Origin of the sequence: Pedobacter sp., from assembly GCF_035317785.1 — a bacterium.
Taxonomy (GTDB): domain Bacteria; phylum Bacteroidota; class Bacteroidia; order Sphingobacteriales; family Sphingobacteriaceae; genus Pedobacter.
Window position 1 is genome coordinate 15,596 of record NZ_DATHGC010000252.1, and the last position, 22,104, is coordinate 37,699.

Annotated in this window: 10 protein-coding genes; 9 read left to right on the forward strand and 1 reads right to left on the reverse strand. The window is 40.6% G+C overall.

Annotation, left to right across the window (positions count from 1 at the left end; all coding sequences use genetic code 11):
• Nucleotides 1-290 precede the first annotated feature (290 nt).
• Nucleotides 291-452: a type IX secretion system membrane protein PorP/SprF gene (locus VK541_RS15610; RefSeq protein ID WP_324371244.1), complete on the reverse strand. Its 162-nt coding sequence runs from the start codon at nucleotides 450-452 to the stop codon at nucleotides 291-293.
• Nucleotides 453-562: 110 nt separating this feature from the next.
• Here VK541_RS15610 and VK541_RS15615 point away from each other — a divergent pair, with 110 nt between their 5' ends.
• The 9 genes from VK541_RS15615 to VK541_RS15655 form a co-directional block, all read left to right on the forward strand.
• A complete protein-coding gene (locus VK541_RS15615) occupies nucleotides 563-883 on the forward strand; it encodes a hypothetical protein (RefSeq protein ID WP_324371235.1) in 321 nt (106 codons plus the stop codon).
• Between the two features lie 52 nt (nucleotides 884-935).
• A complete protein-coding gene (gene budA, locus VK541_RS15620) occupies nucleotides 936-1,763 on the forward strand; it encodes an acetolactate decarboxylase (protein ID WP_324371236.1) in 828 nt (275 codons plus the stop codon).
• A gap of 302 nt (nucleotides 1,764-2,065) precedes the next feature.
• The gene (locus tag VK541_RS15625; RefSeq protein WP_324371237.1) at nucleotides 2,066-3,253 is read left to right on the forward strand and encodes an ATP-binding protein; all 1,188 of its coding nucleotides are present in this window, start codon (nucleotides 2,066-2,068) and stop codon (nucleotides 3,251-3,253) included.
• Between the two features lie 412 nt (nucleotides 3,254-3,665).
• Entirely contained in the window at nucleotides 3,666-5,981 is a 2,316-nt protein-coding gene (locus tag VK541_RS15630; protein ID WP_324371238.1) for a hypothetical protein, read from the forward strand.
• Between the two features lies 1 nt (nucleotide 5,982).
• On the forward strand, nucleotides 5,983-7,074 hold the full coding sequence (locus VK541_RS15635; RefSeq protein WP_324371239.1) for a DUF928 domain-containing protein: 1,092 nt from the start codon (nucleotides 5,983-5,985) through the stop codon (nucleotides 7,072-7,074).
• Complete coding sequence (locus VK541_RS15640) at nucleotides 7,071-7,487, forward strand: hypothetical protein (protein ID WP_324371240.1); 417 nt, start codon at nucleotides 7,071-7,073, stop codon at nucleotides 7,485-7,487. The genes VK541_RS15635 and VK541_RS15640 overlap by 4 nt, the downstream gene beginning before the upstream one ends.
• Before the next feature lies 1 nt (nucleotide 7,488).
• The gene (locus VK541_RS15645; protein ID WP_324371241.1) at nucleotides 7,489-14,289 is read left to right on the forward strand and encodes a hypothetical protein; all 6,801 of its coding nucleotides are present in this window, start codon (nucleotides 7,489-7,491) and stop codon (nucleotides 14,287-14,289) included.
• Between the two features lie 5 nt (nucleotides 14,290-14,294).
• Nucleotides 14,295-15,086, forward strand: coding sequence for a hypothetical protein (locus tag VK541_RS15650; RefSeq protein WP_324371242.1), 792 nt, complete (start codon nucleotides 14,295-14,297; stop codon nucleotides 15,084-15,086).
• Nucleotides 15,087-15,102: 16 nt separating this feature from the next.
• Nucleotides 15,103-22,104 (forward strand): hypothetical protein (locus tag VK541_RS15655; RefSeq protein WP_324371243.1); only part of this gene is annotated, 7,002 nt, incomplete at its 3' end.

The following is a 22,104-nucleotide window of genomic DNA, read 5'->3' on the forward strand; positions in this document are numbered from 1 at the left end:
CAAGAACTAATAATTAAAGCACATAATGATTCTCGTCGAAGATAACTCATTTGTTAAGATAATTCAAATTCTTATTTTAAGCCCTTTAGGAGTATGAATTTAAAAAGTTACTAATGAAAAATCTCTGCGCCAACAGACTATTTATATTTTTTCCATTTGTACCGTCATGCTGCTCAGATCTGATGTCTTGCTCCCGGGAAGCTCGGCCGAAAGTTTATGTCGCATGTCGAATTATCAGAGGCGGGATCCTGGGTGGATTTCGCTGAACCAGCGTGCCAGGTTTGGGCTCATCACCAGCCTTCTGAGCTGGATTCATAATAAGAATAACTGATATTGATTAAAGAAGCGACGTTAAAACCAGCAAGCGCGGAAAAGGAATCGTTATTCCTTAAACTTCCGCCGATCCAGAATTTATCCTGATAAGCAATTTTGAGATGGTCTTGTCGTGCTATAGCTTGTCAATGAAGCAAAGCAAATATGAAAGCAAACGCAAAAGTTGATCTGCAGAAATGTATCTTTAATCATTTTTTTATAACTTAGTTGTTCTAATTACAATGTTCAAATGAAAATTTATAACTTTCGCTTTTCACTAGCTTTTATTCTTCTTTTTTTATTAACCTCAGGCATTAATACCTACGCCCAAACTGATTACATTATCACCAATAATGGTGCGAAAGTAATGGGCGAAGTAAAGAGCCATAATGTTGATAAAGTGAAGTTTACGGCAGCTGGAGAAAAGAAAGTACAAAGATTTAATCCGGAAGATATTAAGGAAGCTTATAAGGCAGGTCACGGTATATTTTGTTCCATGATTTTGCCTGGAGATAAAAGTAGTTCCTTTGTTATACTTCCATGTCTGGGGCTCCGGTCGCTTACGGGGTAGACCGAGGATAAGTTTACCTTCGATTTTATACATTCCTTAATTGTAGAGTACAATGGCACTCAAGCCAAATAACCTGTCTGATAACTATTACAGAATTTGCAGTTTCATTTTAGTGATGTTGTGCAGCTGTGGATCACCAGCGCTTGCGCAGCAACGGGCCAAAGCCAATAATACCTTATTCACGGCTGGCCACGCCAGTGCATTTATAGGCGGTTTGTACGATGCTTACTATCCATACAATAAGTTAAAGCTGCATGGGGATTTTGGACTAGGCGCCCCCGATAAACTGGATGGTGAACTGCTGATATTGCATGGCAAGATCTATCAGACGCAATCGAGTGGTAAAACATTCGAGATACCGGATACGGGACGTACGCCATTTGCAGTGGTTAATTTTTTTCATGTGGATAGGGTGTTTAAGACTTCTGTTCAAATGAATAAAGAAAAGCTTTATGCTTATCTGGATAGTGTGCTCCCTGACCAAAATGGCATTTATGCGATACGTGTCAAAGGATCATTTAATTCTATAAAGACCCGGGCGTTTCCGGAGGTTAAGCAAAAGCCTTATATTCCACTTGCCGGGATGCTGGCCCTTCAGCAATTTTTTAACTTTGGTGATGTCAAAGGTGATTTGGTGGGTTACCGTTTACCAGGTTATATGGAAGGGCCAAACATAACAGGTTATCATTTTCATTTTCTTTCTGAGGACACCAAGGCCGGCGGCCATATCATTGATTTGCTGACGGATGTCATCTCCATAGAAATCGACTACCTTGATAGCTTTACAGTTGACCTCCCACAAACAAGGGACTTTAACAATTTTGATTTCAAAAAAGACAGAAGCGGAGAAGTAAGACAGGTAGAGAACGGGAAGGAGTAACCATTGAATCTTAATAAATATTTTTTCCATTTGTATCGTCATGCCAATGACTGGCTGGTACGTTTCCATCCCTTTCTGACTATCGGTTTTCAAAATCTGGCCATCAAAAAGACGGCGATTTCCGCGGTATTATCGGCCAATTATAAGACTGTGTTTATAGGATTCGCTGGGAGCAGAATTATCATCCAGGGGTAGTATACAATGACCAGGTCATGCTGGTGCTCTATTCTTCAGGCATGTTCTGTATTACTATTTGATTGTATTTTTATCAAATAGTAATACTAATTGATTATATTTGAATCATGAAGGAAAGAGATATCTATGCTGATTTATTGAAACATAGTCAAAAAAAACAGGTCACCGTGATTACAGGCATGCGCAGAGTAGGCAAAAGTACTGCTGTAAAATACATTTTGCAGCACATTGATCATCGCAATTACCTGTATCTGGACTGTGAGAGAATAGAGATCAGGGTTCTCTTTAATAATCCTAACTACGAAGATTTAAAAAGTGAGCTAGAATTAATGGGGCTGGATTTTTCCAAATCTGTTTTGATTGCGCTTGACGAAATACAATTGGTAGAAAACCTTCCGAGTGTAATTAAGTATCTGTATGATACTTATGATGTGAAATTTATTGTCACTGGTTCAAGTGCTTACTACATGAAAAATCAGTTTTCTGAAAGTTTGGCGGGAAGAAAAAGAATATTTGAAATGTATCCACTTGGCTTTAAGGAATTTTTACGTTTTAAAGAAGTTGTAGTATCTGATTATGAAAAATATGCATGGCGTGCGTTTAATAAAGTTTGGTATACTAAATTTAAAGATTTATATACGGAGTACATCCGTTATGGGGGATTTCCCGAGGTAGTGCTTGAAGAAGAACACAGTGATAAGATTGAATTATTAAAAGATATTATCAATTCTTATATAGAATTAGATGTAAAATTACTCTCCGATTATTCCATAAGCGAAGGCTTATATAAACTGGTAAAGGTTCTGGCAGCTCGTGCAGGGAATAAAGTTGATTATACAAAAATTAGTAGCGTTACGGGAATAAACCGTCAAAAAATAGCGTCATATATTCAGCTGTTGGAATATACTTATTTTATTTATCAGGCAACACCCTTTACAAAAAACATTGACAAAGAGATCTCTCAACAGACAAAGCTTTATTTTGCAGATACGGGAGTATTGAATGTACTGGCGGGAGAACAGCTATCAAGCGGACAGATCTTTGAAAATGTAATAGCGGCACAACTTAAAAGTCAGGGGACTATACAATACTATCAAAAGAAAACAGGACAGGAAATTGATTTCATCTTTAACGGGGACACTGCTTTGGAGGTAAAGGAAACACCGGTGCAGCAAGACAAGCAAACTCTTGAACAAAGGGCATTAGCCATAGATATCGATCGGTCTTTCGTTGTGGGCAGAAACCTTTCCAACAGTGACTTCTTTGATTTTATCTGGGGTGGAAATATCTATTGATCAATTTCCTTCGACAGGGATTTTGATATTTGAGTTTTTCAAATGGATGATGTTCCCGGTTGTTTTTCTGATGTGCTCTGTGGATATCATAAATTAACGAGGTAGCGAGAATCTTATGAAGATTTATTACATGTAAAGGCGGTTTTTGGCTACTTTACAATGATTTCAGTGTTAATTTAGCATAAACGCAATTATTTTAATTATATTTTGTTTGGTACGATAAAATATTTATATTTAACGCAATTGTTACACTAAATTACGCTTCTCAAAAACTCACCTATTCATGCGAATTGTGGCGATTTTTAAGAAGTAGCTCAAAACTGCTCAAAATGAAATTGGTACAGACGCTCAGTCCGCTGTTGTTTCTTGCTAAAAATGTTACGATCGTAAACAGTCTTAAGGCGATTGTTGTATGAAGCATTTTTATTTAAAGATATTTTACATCTGCCTTGTTTCCTTAGTTTTTGCCGCATTGGGACGTGCGCAAGTGAAGCCGGGCAGGGAACTTATGGACTCTGCAGGGAGGAAAACACTCAATGAGATAAAAGAAGGCGCCTCGAAATCTCTCAAAGAAAAATCTGCACTGCTGAAGGAAAAATCTGCATTGCTGTCTTCGAAAAAAAAGATGGTCGGGGATTCTTTAAAAAAGAACAAACCGTTTGATCTGAGCAATATCGTTTTAGAGAATTCTGCCCTTGTAACCGGCTCCGGCCTGGCTTTCAGAAGTCCAAAAGCGATGAATAATTTTAGTGTCTTTGGACAGGTCAAAGTATTCGGATTTCCTTTGGCTATAGACTTCGCTAACAATTCCGATGAATTTGAACGGCTTGACCCTATGAGTGATGGTCTTTTTAAGATGAATTTTGACCGTTCTCAGTACCAGCAGCTTTATAAGAACGACCTTGAGAAATTTTCAAGGTTCAAAAAAAATCAGCTTTCCGGATTGGATATGTCTGATTACCTGAAGAAAGGCATTTCGGAGGCATTGAAATCAACCATGAATTTAGATTTGGGGAGCTTCCCAAGGCTAAACGCAGTTTTAAATAGCCGTGAGCAATTGAGTGCGCTTTTGACTTTGGATGAAAATCAAATAAGAGCGCGCGTTGATGAGCTCTTGTCTGATCAAAGACAATCCGGATTTAATAAACTGGACAGCCTGTCCGACAGCAAGAAATTTCAGGTACAGGAAGAGATCAATAAAAAGAAGGTGCTGGTTGCAGATCAGGTGGTAGCCCTTAAGCAAAAGATAGAAGATAATGGCCTTGATCAGCAGCGGTTGCTTCTGGTTCAGAAATTTGTGACCAACAGAGGTAGTCTGGATGATCTGGAAGCCATATTTGACAACGAGATGAAACAGCAGGGTAAGCTGACCGGAGCATCGAAATTCTACTCAAAGATTAAGGCTTTACAGGTAGGTAACTTTGGTCAGAAAATGCCCGGAAGCTTTTTAAACCGGGATCAAATGGTAAAAGGTGCGAATTTTACTTTTAAAACGGGTCGCGGGCCGGTGAACTTAGGTTTCGGTATGAATAAGGATACTGGCATGCCGAAAGATGCCGGGTTCGATAATTCCATGTACGATACTCAAAAGATCCTGACCTATTTGAGTGTTCCTACCAATAACTTTTCTTTTGGTAGCGGAAAGATTTCCTGGATCGGTTCATTTGACCAGCAAACAAAACAAGGGTTCAACCAGATGAATTCATTGCCGAAGAATGGGCTGTCTTTTGTGGTAAGCCAGGATCTGCGCTTTAATTCTGCAGGCAAGTTTACGCTGGAAGTCTCCAAATCCTCGGTCCAGTATAAGAACATTTCTATCTCTGAATCGGACAAGCTTGTCCTTAACCGGGACCTCAAAGCGGGAAATTACTTTAGGGATGATTTCCTGGAAACAATGGCCTTTGGGGTAAAGCACAATATTGAGCTGAAGAAATTTGGTTTGGTGAGTAATACTTTTTTTAGCTATTCGGGTCTTGGCCATCAAAATCCCGGTCAGCAGGGATACAGCAACATGGGAATGCGGGCAGGTGGTAATCTCAAGAAAAGCATACTCAGAAATAAAATCGTGCTGAATGTACGTACTGACATTAAAAATACACCGATCAGCGCGGTGTCGGGTGCACACTGGAAAAATTACAACCTGAACCTGGACAGTCGTTTTAAAGTGTCTAAAAATTATTCTTTTAACCTTAAATATGCGGAGAACGGGGTAAACAAAGTTGATGGAAGCAGTACTTCTGTTTATGCCTCTCAAAAGTTTCAGGCAGATATGAACTCTAATTATAAGGTGGGAACGAGCTATGGGCTGAGTAATTTGTCTGTCGGTAAACAATCTATGCTGAACCCGGTTTCAAATATCAATTCTGATTTTGCGACCGTTTTGTATTCCCAGACTTTCCTTTTAAAATCCTTTTCATTGTCCGGAAATGCATTTTACAACAGGGAGCTGGGCGGAGAAAAGATCCTGGGTGATATGCTGAACGCGGATGTCGGCTGTCAATACACATTGCTGAAAAATCTAAGTGTTTCTTCTGCGGTAACTTATCTGGATAACCAGAATGTGGCCAGGCAGGTCGGCCTGCGGCAGAATGTACAGGTTACGGTGCTCAGGAACTTTGACCTGAGTGCCTTTGTGGATGTCAGAAAAAATTTAATAAATCCATTGTATCCTGATCTGTTTTCGACGGGACGGGGAGAAGTGTCTATCAGGTATTATTTAAGAAAGTAAGATGTTTAACAGGATATTGATCTCATTTGCATTTTTTATCATTTCATGCTCGGTTTCCGCGCAGGTCAGCATTCAGTTCATCCCTGAGGTTTACGGAAGAAGCATGGACGGGTTGATGAGTGCGAGGCTGCTGAACACCGGCGGTAAGCAGAATGTCAGACTGTCGATAAGCGTGACCGAAAACAAGGCCGGCAAAATTTTGAACATCATTACCCAGCCTTTTACCATCATTCCCGGTAATAACCAGGTTTCGGGCATGGCGGTCAGATCTGCCAGTATACAAATGGGCAACAACAGCCTCGCGCAGTTCATTCAAAAGAACGGGTATTTTCCGCAGGGCTATTATGAGTACAGCTACAAGGTCATATCGGCCATTGCTATTGATGAAATCATTGTTGATCAGCTTTTTGAGCAGGAGGTAACACCACCTGCGCCTTTAAACCTGATAGAGCCATTTAATGAGGATAAAATCTGTAATAAAATGCCGGTACTTTCCTGGCAGCCTTCTATTCCTGTGATCGCAGGAACGATGTATGAATTACTGATGACAGAGATCAAGGACCGGCAAAGTCCTGTGGAGGCCTTAAATTATAACCTGCCGATCGTGAAGCAAAAAGGGATCCCGAACCCGATACTGGTTTATCCTGCTTCGTCAAAAGAACTGACTGAGGGGAAAAAGTATGCCTGGCAGGTGACGGCTTATAAGGACCAGACGATTATTAACCGGAGTGAGGTTTGGGAGTTTACATTTAGTTGTAAAGAAGAGAAAGAAGTGGTAGAGGATGATAACGGGTACAGGGATATTGATGATTTGTTTAGGGGGAATTTTTATGTAGCGCAGGGGCTGGTGAAATTTAGTGTAACGAACTCGTATCATGAGCAGCCCTTGAAATATACTATCATCTGTTTGTCCGATCCTCAGCAGAAAATAAGACGCTTGCCAAAAGTAAAACTAACCAAAGGACGAAATAAGATCAGTATTGACCTTTCAAATAACTTTTCTTTTAAAGATGGTTATTCCTACCTGCTGGAGTTGAAACTGCAGGACGGGTCTTCGAAAAAGTTAAGGTTTTTATTTAAAGACGTGCAATGATGAACAGATACTATTTTCTTTTTGCCGTCTTGATCCTGCTAAGCATAGGTTGTAAAACAAATAGACCTTCAGCCGGTGCTTCTGATAAAGATCTGGTGATTGAGGCCATGAAAAAAATCAATCAGGATGACATTATATATAACATTAGGATTTTCCCAAATAAAGAACTGATGGAAAATGCAGCATCGTTCTCGCAAAACATGATGTACCAGGTGGACAGCTGCTTTTATCTCTCCGATGGGTTAAAGAAAGTTTATCCACTGAGTGCTGAATATATTCCTGGCGGGGTTGCTAAAAGTTTTGAATACATGGTCACTTTCGAAAAGAACAAAGCGTCATCAGCTGATGATTTTATACTTTTTTACCAGGACAAATACATTAATAAGAGGAATTATCAATTGTTGTTTAAATAGTATGGGATACACTTTTTTAAGAAGACGGATCAAATTTATTGCTTATATATTGCTGTTTAACATCGCGTTCAATTTGTTGCAGCCACTATCGGCATATGCGCTGACTTCTGGCCCTGCTCAACCGGAGTCCCAGTCATTTCAGCCTGCCGGGGTTTCTGATATGGTGGACCTTTTTTCTGGTGATTTTAAATATAATATTCCTTTGATGGATGTGGATGGTTATCCGCTTAATCTCAATTACCAATCTGGTGTGGGCATGGATGATGAAGCCAGCTGGGTAGGGTTAGGGTGGAACTTGAATGTGGGTTCGATTAGCAGACAGTTGCGTGGTGTGCCTGATGACTTTAAGGGGGATACGCTAAGAACAACGCATACAACGAAGGAGAAGATTACCGTAGGAGGACGATTGACCGCGAAAGTAGAAGTAAGGGGTAAGCTTAGGCCAGAAAATAAAATAACCGATAACGCTGGCGCAAAGCTAACAGGATCTTTTACTTTTGGGATATTTAGTGATAATTATACAGGTGTCGGTGCTGAGCTTGGAGTAAATGCTGGCATTTCCTATTCGTTTATTGGTAGTAGTTATTTAACCGGAAGCATGGGTGTTGGAGTACTTTCTAACACGGCGAGCGGAGTAGATGTTTCTCCAAGCATTTCTTTGTCCATAGGAGAGCTCGCTAAAGCTAAGGGGACGGTAAATGCAGGACTAAGCTCATCCTTGGGCTACAATAGCAGATCCGGTCTTAAATCCCTTACCCTGGGAGGAAGTTTTTCTAATTATAATCTTTCTACGGATTTGATTTCCTATAACACTGAACCCATATATCCAAAAATCCAGATTCCTTATACATCTACCTATGACTCGTTTAGCATTGATGTTGGCGGTGTCGCCTTCGCAATTTTTGGCGGTGTCGGAGGGACCGGATATGTGAGCAAAAGAAAAGTCGCGAATAATGGAATATTCATTAACCCTGAATATGGCTTTCTATATGCCGATCAGGGAAAAAACACAAAAACTGCAATTCAGGATTTTATAAGAGAAAAAGAGAATCCCGTAATCAAAGAACTACCAAATTTGGCATTGCCTGTGCATACTCCCGATATTTTTACTTACACTAGTCAGACGGGCTCAGGGCAATTTCGACTATATAGAGGTGGTACAGGCGCTTTTTCAGATAATGAAGTTAGTGATCAATCCTATGTAAATACACTGGGATATGATATTGGTTTGGGTTTATATGCCCATGCGGGGGTTACACTTTTTCAGCAAACCACTAAAAATACAACGCGAAAATGGGCTACTGACAATAAATATTTAGAAAAAGGAGATTTTCAATCAGCATCAGCTTCAGATCCGAAATATGAACATGTTTATTTTCGGAAAACAGGTGAGTTCAATTTAGAGACTCCTCACGCTCAGGAAGACCTCAGAGGAACTGAGCCCGTTTCCATAAATGTTGATGATCACGGCGCAAATTCATTATTTAATACCAATGCGAACTTTCTTACTAACAATATTATAGGACCGATTATACAAACCGAAAGGGAGATAAGGGGTACAACGATTAGCTATTTGACAGCCGCTGAAGCCAAGTTGGCAGCTTTGGATAAAGCAATACCGGTTTATAATTTTATTGATACGGCGAACTTTAACATGTTTTTAAATTCGCCTCATATACCTACATACATTTCAAGAGTTGACAGCGTACTTAGGAAAAAACACCATATCTCTGAGATAACTGTGACAGGACAGGGCAGTGAAAGAATGGTTTATGGTATCCCTGTCTATAATCATAAACAAGAAGAATATTCATTTGCAATTGGTGAAAACAATAATAAAGTTAAAAACTATACTGGAATAGAAGGAAATCTCGCTGTTCTGGGTGTGACTTCTGGCGAACCAAGTCATATTGGGCGTGGTGTTGATGATTATTATCACAAAGAGAGCCAGCCAGGTTATGCCTCAACCTATTTGCTTACTGCAATGTTGTCTTCCGATTATGTCGATAAAACCGGCAACGGGGTTACGGAAGATGACCCAGGAACGGCTATAAAATTTAACTATTCACGGATCGATAAATACAAATGGAGAACTCCTTATGGCACAAAGAAGGGCACGCCAACTGGGTTTAAAAAAACAATGGCCGTAAATAAAGGCTTGCTTGCAGATCCTGAAGATGATAAGGGTAGTATCATATATGGGGAAAAAGAGCTTTATTATGTTCATTCCATTGAATCAAAGACTCAGGTAGCATATTTTATAACCACCAATAGGCTAGATGGATTGGGAGTAAAGGATTGGGAAGGAGAAAGAGAAGACAATATAAAGCAAAAGGTACTTAAGGAGATCAGACTCTACTCGAAATCAGACTTTAATAAGCCCATAAAAATCGTAAAATTCACTTATTCCTATGAGCTCTGCAAGGAGTCGCCAAATTCCATGGGCGATATTAATAATTTGACAGATCCTAATGGTGACCATCACAATAATGGCAAACTGACACTTAAAAGTGTTTGGTTTGAATATGGAAATTCTCATAAAGGAAAAGCGCATCCCTACAAGTTTAGCTACAATAACTCGACTGTCTATGCTACGATGGCTACAGACCGGTGGGGTACCTATAAGTCGGCAGCACATCCCGGAGGTTTAACCAATGAAGAGTATCCTTATACCCATCAGGATAAAGGAACAGCTGATGTCAATGCGTCTCTTTTTCATTTAACTAAGATTGATCTGCCAACCGGGGGAGTGATAAATGTAGACTATGAATCCGATGATTACGCTTATGTTCAAAATAAGAAAGCCGCCGTTATGACATCCGTAAAGTCGATGGTTAAGAATGGAGTTGATCAGGGAAATAGTCTTATAGAAGCAAATGGAATTAAAATTCCGATAGATTTGTTACCACCAGATTATCTGACTACACCCGCGGCAAAACTCGCCTGGTTTAAAAACACTTATTTGAGTGGATCAGATTACATATATACAAAGATGTATGTTAAAATTGGGACGGAAGATAAACTGAGTCATGAAATGAATGAGGATTTTATCTCAACTTATTGTAAAGTTAATCAGGTCGACTTTTCAGATTCAACTGCGCTGGTCTACTTTGAACAAGGTAACGAAGCGGGTGTTACAGAAAATCCAATTAGATTTTCTGCCTGGCAAAAAATGAAGACTGAATATCCGAGGTACGCTTATCCCGGCTTTTTAAATCGGGTTAACAATAATTCCGTAGGGTCAGACGTAAAGGCTGCGGTTTCCGCAATAGCCAATGCGGCAAAGAATCTTTCAGAATTAAAAGAAAATTTTTATAAAAAAGCTAACCGAAAACAATATGCCAGATCAGCAAACCTTGCTAAGAGTTTTGTAAGAATCAGTAAAATAAATGGGTATAAACTAGGCGGGGGTGTAAGAGTAAAGGAAATACAAATCAGTGATGAGTGGAGGAATTTTACTGGTGATCAGACTGCAAGTGAGGGTAAATACGGGCAGCAATACGAATACACAATCCAGGATGGAAGCAGGAAGATCAGTAGCGGTGTCGCATCTTATGAACCGGCTGTAGGAAGTGATGAGAATCCGCTTAGGCAGCCATTGTCTTATGTTCAGAAAATTAAAGGAGCGATAGGTAATTATTATGAGATGGAAGCACCTTTTGGAGAATCCTTGTTCCCTCCGCCCGGCGTGGGCTATAGCCAGGTAAGTGTAAGAGATCTCGATGTAAACAGTGATCCTATGACAGGGTCAATTGTTAATGAATTTTATACCGCAAAAGATTTTCCGGTCCGGGTAAACGTGTTGCCTATACAACGGAAAACCCCAGATAAAAGACGTAGTTATTCGCTGATCGCGGCCAACAGCATGGAGGAAATGACGCTCTCTCAAGGATACAGTATCGAATTGAACGACATGCATGGCAAACCGAGAGCGGTGCGCGTTTTTAATAAATTAAAGGCGGAAATCTCCTCAACTATTTACCATTATAGGGTGGAAAATGATAAAGCTCCCGAGCTTCGGCTTAATAACAAAGTGGATGTGATCGGACGTGACGGGCAGATAAGTTCAGGGGTTTATATGGGGAGAGACATAGAGTTCTTTACAGATTTCAGAGAACAGGAATCTATAAACTCCGGAGAAGCCATTAATATTGGTTTTGACCTTATACCTGGCTTTTTAGTTTTTCCTCTCCCCATTCCACATTGGCCTGTAAATGGGAATAATGAATATAAACGGTTTAGGTCGGCGTGTGCACTTAAAGTAATTGAGAGTCATGGTATCATTGAAAAAGTGGAAAAAACTGAAAACGGATCGACTATTTATTCAGAAAACATTGCCTATGACGGGCTTACAGGAGAGGCCGTAGTTACCAGAACACAGAATGAATTTAATGATAATTATTATACGACGAATATTCCGGCACATTGGATATATCCGTATATGGGCGGTGCATATCAAAATGCAGGGATTGTGCTGGATAAACTGACCTTGGATAGTCAAGACCAGATTGGGGCACCTATGAATACCGTACTTAATGAAGGTGACGAGATCGTAGGTTTAACTACCGGGCTGAGATATTGGGTAATGGGGGCTGTCGCCAAGGTGCTCATCAACAGCAAAGGTGAAAGGGTGAAAGCGGCCTCGGTCAGCGGAAGCTATAAAATTTTGCGTTCTGCATTTAAAAACCAGCTTAGTTCAAGCGCGGGGACCGTAGTAAGTATGGGTAATCCACTCCAAGGTGGGGCACTGGTGCTGGCATCAGCCTCAGATGTTCCCGCAGCTTTAAAGGTAATTAGTGCGGCAGCAACGGTCTATGATGACAATTGGGGTGTCAAACCGTTTTGCGACCTGCCAACATTTAATGTTATTGAAAATACATCAAGATGTTTTAGTTTCTCTGGTGGGTCTGTTTTTGAAGACTATAGTGGTCTTGGCACTAAAATCCAAGAATTTCCAAATTCTACCGAGATTGTTGTTACCTCGCAGTATCTAGGCGGTCAAGCTTGTAGCGGATCGTCTCTTATGGCTGCAAAATCCGCAAGCGATACGTCTTCTGCAGCGGCAGTATCATTGAAGGCACAACAAAAAGGGATGGTTACCAATATGGCCTACAACAGCAATTGCACAAGACCGGATCAAGCAAATGATTATGTCGATTGCTGGTCTAATTGGCCTTTAAATCGGTCCGGTATCTGGCTCTCTATGCCTGTGATCGAAAATTTAGATGAAGATATGGGCTTCGAAAAATGTATAGACTTCCCTGAAAGCAAATACTACTATTTCGGATTTGCGGCGGATAATGGCATGTATATGGAAGTGGACGGAGTGTTAATGATAGGTTGGATGTTGTCGGAGTACGATGATGACAGCTACTTGTACTGGAATATTCGGCCATTATTTTTAACAAAGGGAAAACATATTATAAAAATGACTTTTTTAAACCATCAGGTTGGAAGTTCAGAAGAAAATGCAAACAATATAGCCTCCGCTGGATTGGAAATCTACAATTGCACCTATCAGCAGCTCATAAACCATTTACCATACAGCAGCAGCCCGGATCCGTATCTGTTGTTTACAACTAAAAGCCTGAGAGGCCAGGATGTACAAAGTTTTAGGGAGACAGGTGCGTTCACCGATACTTACACCTACCACTACACCTATCCTGATGGGTCAAAATATGTGGAATGTGAAGCAGGATCAAAACAGGTAAATCCTTATTTGCAGGGATTTAAGGGGAACTGGAGGCCATTTGAGGCCAAAGTAAATCAAAGTTCGAGGTCTTATGACCAGATATTTGAACCTGGAAAAAGAGGGGTTAATGTCAGGAACTCCGGTTACCTGAGTAAATTTAAACCCTATTGGTCTTATAGCTCATCGCCTGCACTTACCTGGATAGTGAATACAGACAATAATCAGTGGATAACGGCCAATACAATAACACTCTATGATAAATATGGGCAGGAGCTGGAGAACAAGGACGCTTTAAACAGATACAGTGCCGCAAAATTTGATTTTAAAGGCGAGTTACCGTCTGCAGTTGCATCAAATGCAATGTACAGGGAAATATTTGTAAGTAGTTTTGAATTCAATACCAATTCGGTTTCTCCGGAAGACTGCAATTCCCCTGATTTTAGCTGGCTGGACGCCCCTGAACCAAATTATTATTTGTCGCCTTATTATTCACATTCAGGAAATCGGAGCGCCAATCTGCCAGCTAATGGGGTAACATTGACTACAATCAGGCATGAGCGAGAAAGCAGTAAAGCTAACTCATATGTCGGAATAAAGAGCAATGGCGATTACTTTTTACAGAACACACCGGGCTTGTTTCCTAATGGGTTTGAGCCCCGTACTTCAGAAAAATACCTGTTTAATGCGTGGATCTATGACCATGATAATCTGCAGGTTAATAGAACGATCAATATGACGTTGGGTATTAAGGGAACGGGAACGACCTTCAATAATGTCCCGCTGACCTGTAAAGCGGTTGTTGAAAAATGGAAACTGGTAGAGGGAATAATTGATCTTGCAACGTTGCCGGGAACTGCCCTTGAGATTAAGTTAACACCGTTCAATAGCAATGTGTTTATTGATGACATCCGCATCCAGCCGCTTAAAAGTCATCTTAAATCGTATGTATACGGATATAATTTGAAGTTAATGGCCGAATTAGATGAAAATTGTATGGCGACCTTTTATGAATATGATGATCAGGGCTCATTGACGCGGGTCAAAAAGGAGACGGAACGAGGTATTTTAACCATTAAGGAGAGCCGGTCTTCTTATAGAAAAACCAAATAGAAGACATGAGGAATAGAAACAATTATAGAGTAAAGGTATATGTTGTGATAACAATGCTAGGATGCGTAAGCCTCCTTGCATTGGGAAGTCTCTCAAAAAAGATCTGGAGTCCAGTCAAAAAGAATGTTAAAGCAGAACAAGCAGTGACTTCTATAGTGTACGATGAAAAGGTGCTGGGAAAATTAAAGATAGTTTGCAATAAATTGGATATGTCCGGAAAAGAGTTTTTCATTTCCGGAAGCATCAGTTCTGACGACGGGGCGGACAGTATCCAGAAAATTGTGGATGCTGATTACGTTTTGAGCAGGAAAGATCAAAACTACTATTGCCGGTTTGGAAACACCGAAACAATAAATACTCCGGAGATGTACTTGTTTGTTGATCATGGGATAAGGAAAATAATGGTTTCAGCTTCAAAAAGGATTACAACTAGCAGCAACTTGCCTGATCTTTCATCCTTGGTGAAAAATCTTCGTGGAGAGAATTATGAGGTTATAGATGAGGTGACCGGTGATACGGAGCATATTTCACTCGTCAATGAAAATCATATTACCTGCATGCTGTACAAATTGTCCTTTAATGCTAAGAATCTTAGACCTGAACGAATTTATCTGAAATTGAGGGACGGTCAGGAGCCAGATAACAAATTAATGAATAAGACCTTGGAAATTAAGATCAAAGAATGCGGGCAGTATTCGGATGACAAAAAATATAACACAAACCACATTTTAAAAAGGAACGGATCTGCATGGGAAACCAGCCCCGTTTGCAAAGGTTATGAACTAATTATTTTATAAAAGGAAATACGGAACAATGACGCTACGTCTCAAAAATGTCTTACTGATAATTGGTGTACTGATGCTGTGGGGATTGAAATCTCTCGGTGCTGAGGAACCATATGAGAATTTTATAAGAGGAGCCATTAAAAAGAATGACTCTTTGATTGTAAAAGACGAGAAGTTTAAAAATCCGCTTTTCAACTGGTCGGAGATCACCAATATTTCTGTAAAGAATACGCTCACTTTAAGTATTTTAAATGAACAGCCAATTACCAAAGATTTTCATTTGAATGTATGGCTGCGCATTGCTTATTTCTCGAGTCCAACGCAACAAGAACCTACCATTCTTGATTCCGTTAAACTAACCGTCAATTATGAAAAGGGCCTGGGTAAGATTTACCAGATGGCAGATGATTACCGTTTTATTGATGGCTATTCTGTAAAGGTATATGTATTGGACGTTCAGAGCCCGGAATTGGGAACCGACATACCGGAGATATTCCAATTGACAAGTACTATTGTGGTAAACCGGAAGTATCAGTTTAATCCATTGATGCCGATTGCTGTGAGCGGTACTATAGTCGCAGGTTCTGCTCAAAATAATGGCGGCGCTATGTTACGCTCAAGTGGAGGTGTAAAGGTTAATTCTCAATTGAGATTAACCTGGGACCCGCTCCCAGCAGGAGAAGAATACGATGTGGAATGGGTTGCTGTTGATACTACCACCGATAATCTTACTGTAATTAAGGCACTTGTTCTTGGAGGAACGACTGTTCCGGAATACAATATTGTACCTTTCTTTAAAAACAATTCTACAAGGATCACTACTACTGTGCCCAATTATACGATTTCCCTGGTCTACGACGCTTATGCAATAATTGTCAGGGTAAGACAAGTCAGCTATTTATCAGATGGCACCAGGAACGAGGGTGTGTGGGCATATAGCCAGGATAACCCGCCAAAGTATACGGCCTGGGACCTGACCTGGCATGAAGACAAGATGAACTGGCAATATAGTGCAAGTTTTGCCGAGGATGGTAAGAAGAAAGAGGTGATAACTTATTTTGATGGTTCTTTGAGAGGACGGCAAACAGTGACACTGAATAATGCAGATAATGTAGCAGTTGTTCAGGAGAATATTTATGATAAATATGGCAGAGTAGCTGCAAGCATACTGCCGGCTCCGGTAAGGCAATCACCAAGCGGAGCTCAAGATATCCATTTCTTTAAAAAATTTAATATAAATGCCGCGAAGAAGCAATATGGTTTTTCGGATTTGGATTCTGCTTTGTGTGAGGCCACTTCTGCGCCTTTGGACACGGACTCTGGTGCTTCGAGGTATTATTCAGTAAGAAATCCATTGGTGGCTGAAAACCCATTTAATTATTACATTCCGGATGCCGGGGGGTATCCCATGTCAGTTACTAAATATACTGCAGATAACACCGGACGAATAAGATTGCAGGGTGGCGTAGGACCGGTGTTTCAACCTAAAGCAACCGATAGCCGGGCAACAAAATACTATTACGGTAAGCCTGAACAATGGGAGCTTGACAGGATTTTCGGAAATGATGTTGGATATGCAAGCCACTACCTAAAAAACGTTGTCATTGATCCCAACCGTCAAATCAGTATCAGTTATTTGAACGCTTCAGGAAAGACCATAGCCACTGCGCTTTCCGGCGATGTGCCAGGAAATGTTACTGCTCTTAACTCTGCCGCTGCCATTTCACGGGATACGATCCCGTTGATTGCTCCAAAGGAATTTGTATTTAATAGCTCAGCACTTACCTTAACCGCACGTACTACACATCTCGTTACAGCAGTAGGATCAGGCAAGCTCGAATTTGACATTGAACAGCTGATAAACAGTTATAATATTGGGGCTTTTCAGTTTAAAAGTAATAATTATTACAACTTAAAAATCACGGTAATAAGCGACTGCAATCAGACTGTGCTTGACACCATCACGGATGTTATCGGGTCAAAGGTTTATAATCCAGCCAAGAACACCCCTTACAAGCAATCTTTTGCGGTTGATTTTGCGAATGTTGGTGAGTATTATGTGACACTTGAGTTTACGCTGGACAGGAAGGTGATAGCAGACTATACAGATCACTTTATAGCAGATGGGCAAAGTCAGGGCGCAATCAAGAGCGAATCTGATTTCATTTTGGAGAGACTTAAACAAAGCCTGGGTAATTTTAAAGATTGCCTCGCAGACTGTAGAACTGCAATTGAGAAGCTGGGCAGCAGAACTGATTTTACATTAATGTTTAAGGTCAAATTGAAGGAGTTTGGTGCAGATTCAGGTGCTTATAATGCTGGAATTAACCTCATTTATGACTCTTTGAGCATTAAAGCCCTGGCATTGCGACAGAACTGCAACAGTACTTTAAACGTTTGCGACCAGTATCGCTCTCTTATGCTGGAAGATGTTTCACCAGGTGGGCAATACGCATTATTTGATGCCACGGGTATAGCCCTGGAACAGGACATCAATGTAATTCATATAAATTTCCGGCAGGCATTTCCAATTCTTGCGGCAACAGATTCGACTTATAAAGCTAATCGGATCATTAGGAGTGACGGGACGATCAGTTTCCCAAATAGTACTTCATTCTACTTCCCTGATTTGATTAAATATTGGAAACAGGAATGGGCGGCAAAGTTTCTGGAATTTCATCCCGAAAGATGTAAGTTGGATTTTTGCAACGCCAATTCTGCTTCAGGTGCATGGGATGAGCGGCTAAGAGGGATTGGTGAGGTAGCCAATATCCCGGTCAAAATGCCTGGACTTGTCTTTAATCCAACCAATCCCTCCTGGCTTCTGGATAATGACCCTTTTTTTATGGGGCCTGCCAGAGCAGCTTCCAAAGCCAACATGCTTTCTGATCTGAATAATTACAGCAAAAATGTAATGAAAATTGATCCGGCGACAACAGGCGCAAACCTTAAGTCGTTAAAGGAATATGTTGATTATCAACTTTACTGTGCGGATTCTCTATCTACCACGAGTAACGGACCAAATTCTTCCGGACTGATAAGGTGGAATGGACATACGCCGAAGATATTGTGCCGTGTGGAAGATAAGGAATGGCAGCTTTATCGTGATCTGTACCTCGAACTGAAACAGAAATATTTTGAGCTGGCAAGACAGACTGCCTGCCCGGGATGCACGATTGGTAAAGCGCTGACTTTGCCTGTTCCACCAAGTTCCAGCAGTAGCTGCAATTACGGAATAGGTCTGGGGCCGAACGCTGCTCAGGTCAGTTCACACAAGTTCATCAGGTTTGATTACAGTTACAACATGAAATACACCTATATCCTTAAGCAAGGTGTACCAGATGTAGAGCCCTTAATACCGGATACTTGCATGTATGTTTCTCCTGTTTTCTACCCATGTCTGACGATTGACATGCCGGACGGGACTTCCAGAAATTTCGTTAATGTCTGGTTGTTTACCTGCATACAACGAATTGACTCCTCGAACTGTTATGGAGAAGAATTCCAGGTTTATGCGGATAGTAACCCAGGAATGAACAGATTTCATATTCCATTTTGTGATCCATATACAGCTATTGTTTATACAGGCTATTCATCGTCAACGCCTCCACCTTTTATTCAGTGCACTAATTATAGAACAAGTCATGAATTTTTCCTTTGCTACACTGTCTATGTGGAAGGTGGGAGTGTTCAATTTTACAACAATGTTTGGGTACAAAATTGTTATGATACAAGTTCACCGGGGTCCGGCTGTGAGTATTTGATGTATGCAGAGCAAAATAACGCCGCAAAAAATACCCTTAAGAAAAATAATAATGATGAAATATTAATAACTGACTTAGGCAGCAAAAGGAATTTTAGCATCCGAAAACAGAGCTCATTGAAAAAAGGCAAGGCTCTTGTAGCAAAGAAAAACTTTAAGCCATATGAGTTTAAAAAATATTTTATCGTTCAATATGCCCCGAACAATTTTGTCGTCTTAAAGAACATTTGGATTTCACAAGAAATAAAAAAAGATCAGACTGAAGAGGTGCCTGCCGGCATACGTGGCGAGCAACCATCACGATTCGCTATCCAGGAAAGCCAATCCATAACCGATTGCTCACCTTTGCTTTTGCAAAAAATACCGAGGTTTTCTTCAGTAGCTTTTACCGATACTGTAGCAGGTAAACCGGTAGAGGTCTATGAAAACCTGAAAATACAATTCCAGGATTCGATTAAGTCAACTTGTAACAACAGCGCAATATTGTGGATGAATCGGTTGTCTGAAGGATTGCAGGAGATTAATGCAACTGTAACTGAACGGAACTTGTTGCAATCGAAGCTTGCGGAATTATGTGGATACGGCGGAGATCTTACCCATCCATTTGGTGCAAGCAGCTTGCCGGATAATCAGTATATAAAGGTTAACGGGGAGAATTGCTATAGTTTTGGGGATATAATGAAAGCTGTCTTTGGACATGTCAGATTGCAATATTTTAAAGACAAATTAAATCCATGGCTGTTCGATTCACCATATCCATATAATATGGTGCCGCAGACTGTAGAAAAGACAATAGGCAATACAAATGAGTTGATCTGTAACAGATTAAGCAGCTTAAGGCCGTTTGGAATGAATGATCTTAATTTTTACAACCATCTCAGGAATACATATGGATCTGCTATGCAATTGAGCTATCAGGACTTTACTGTGTTACTTGAGGCTTGTGGAAACTGCAGATTCTTGTTGAAAAAAGACATTATTCTTCCTCCGGTTTTAGATGATAATTATAGAGGCTGCATTTCCAAGACCGCGTTTAATAATGCAGTTGTCCAACTAAATGCGGAATTTAACAATCAATTGGATACCACCTCATCCAACTATGAAGAAATATATTCAAACTATATGAACCATAGGTTTGGTGTGATCTTGAGTTATGAAAAATACAATACCTTCAGTAAAAATGTAAATCCCAGTGCTGTTTTATGTAATGAAATACCATATACAGAAATTGCCGACGACAATTACGCTTGCCAGGAAAGTATTATTGAAATCGCGGTTGGTGAAGCCAGAAGCTTGTACAATACTTATATTAATGACCTAAGGTCAAAATATGAGTCTGCATATGTCGCCTTTTGCGGATCGGCCAAGGCCAACGTGAGGCTGGATATACCACATCAGGTATATCATTATACATTGTACTATTATGATCAGGCCGGAAACCTTGTTCGTACGGTTCCGCCTGAGGGCGTAAATGTGTTTAACAATAAGGATGTTTTGATTGTTGACAGGGCAAGGAACCTGAACCTGGAAGGCTGTAGTAATGTCGAGGGGAAAAGTAAAGTAAATGAGATTTCTGCTATGCAGAGCCTGTCGAATACGCTGACTTATAATGGCACTGCGGCAATTGAGATCTGGTTACATCAAAGTAACTTCCTGGCAAGACAAATGATCACTACGACTGCAGATAAGAAATATATATTTCAAACCTGTATTAAAGATGGTTATCTGAATATAGATATTTATAAACTTCAGCAGGAAACCAGCCAGGACATCAAGATAACTGGATCTAATCACGCCTCTGTTAATATTTTGGATATCAATCCAGGCTTGCCCTGGACGCATGTAGTAGTTCAGGGTTCCAATATTGCTACAGGATCTTTACAAGTATGGGTAAATGGAGAATTACATGGGACGACCCGGCCTTCGCCAACTGCAAGCTGTGAATGGGAAATAAAAAGTTTCCCATCTGTAGCTACTCCTAAAAATCTCTCCAACCTGAAATACATGAGGTTGTACACCGGCAGATTAATGAGCGCTGCAGAAATCAAAGCAAATGCCGAAAGCAGCTGTTTCGACGCACAAGTGTTTACGGAGGAGTGGTATCGCTTTAATGTTCCAGATCCTGGAGATCCAACAACTATAGCAGCGGGCAGTACTCAGGAAACTCAATATAATCCATTGTATCCGATTCATACCCTCGCAACTACTTACGCTTATAACAGCAGCAACCAGGTGATCAAACAATTTACACCTGATGCTGATATCAGCAGGTTCTGGTATGATAATCTGAGCCGTTTAGTTGTTTCTCAAAATGCGAAGCAATATAAAGAGAGTGGTTTAAATAAATTTAGCTATACTATGTATGACGTGCTTGGAAGGATTACAGAAGTAGGAGAAAAAGAGGTGAACGATCCTGCTGGTCTGCAGTCTGGAGAGCAGCGTAGTGTGCCGGGGTATTTAACCAGTACATTTTATGAGAGCTTTCTTGCTTCGGGTACAAACAGTCAGCTGACCCAGACTTTTTATGATAGGAAGCCTCCTGCGGATCCCGGAGTGGACACAAACCTGCTTCAAAATAACCTTCGCAAAAGGGTGTCCGCGTCTATTTACCGGGAGAACGCCGCGAGCGAAAACATCAATGCCAGCTATTATAACTATGACATTTCAGGTAATGTAAAAACATTGTATCAGCAAGTAGCTGGTCTTGGTGTAAAGAAAATTGGGTATGAATATGACCTGGCCAGCGGCAAGGTAAATTTTGTTAGTTATCAGGGTGGAACGCAGAAGGATAGTTTTTTCTATCAATATAAATATGATGCGGAAAACCGGTTGACGGAAGCCTGGAGTGCTGTAATTGCAAATGTTGTATCTTATGGTATAGGGAGCAGCCTTGATTTTACAACAAAAAAACTGGACGCAAGTTACCAGTATTATTTGCATGGACCTTTAGCCCGGATGGTCCTGGGTGGCGAAAATAAAGTTCAGGGACTGGACTATGCCTATACGCTGCAAGGCTGGCTGAAAGGCGTAAATGGAAATGCGCTTGTGCCGTCGGCTGAACAAGGAAAAGATGGTACTAACAATGTCAGCAGGGATGCCTTTGCTTACAGTCTTGGTTACTACCCTGGAGATTACACCCCAATTGGCGGGTCATCTTACGGTGCTTATAAAAAGCAATGGCAGCCAGGGGGAGAAACAGGTAGTCCATTGTATAATGGGAACATTTCCAACAGTACAGTTGCCATCCGGGGTATAGGTACCGGTAAT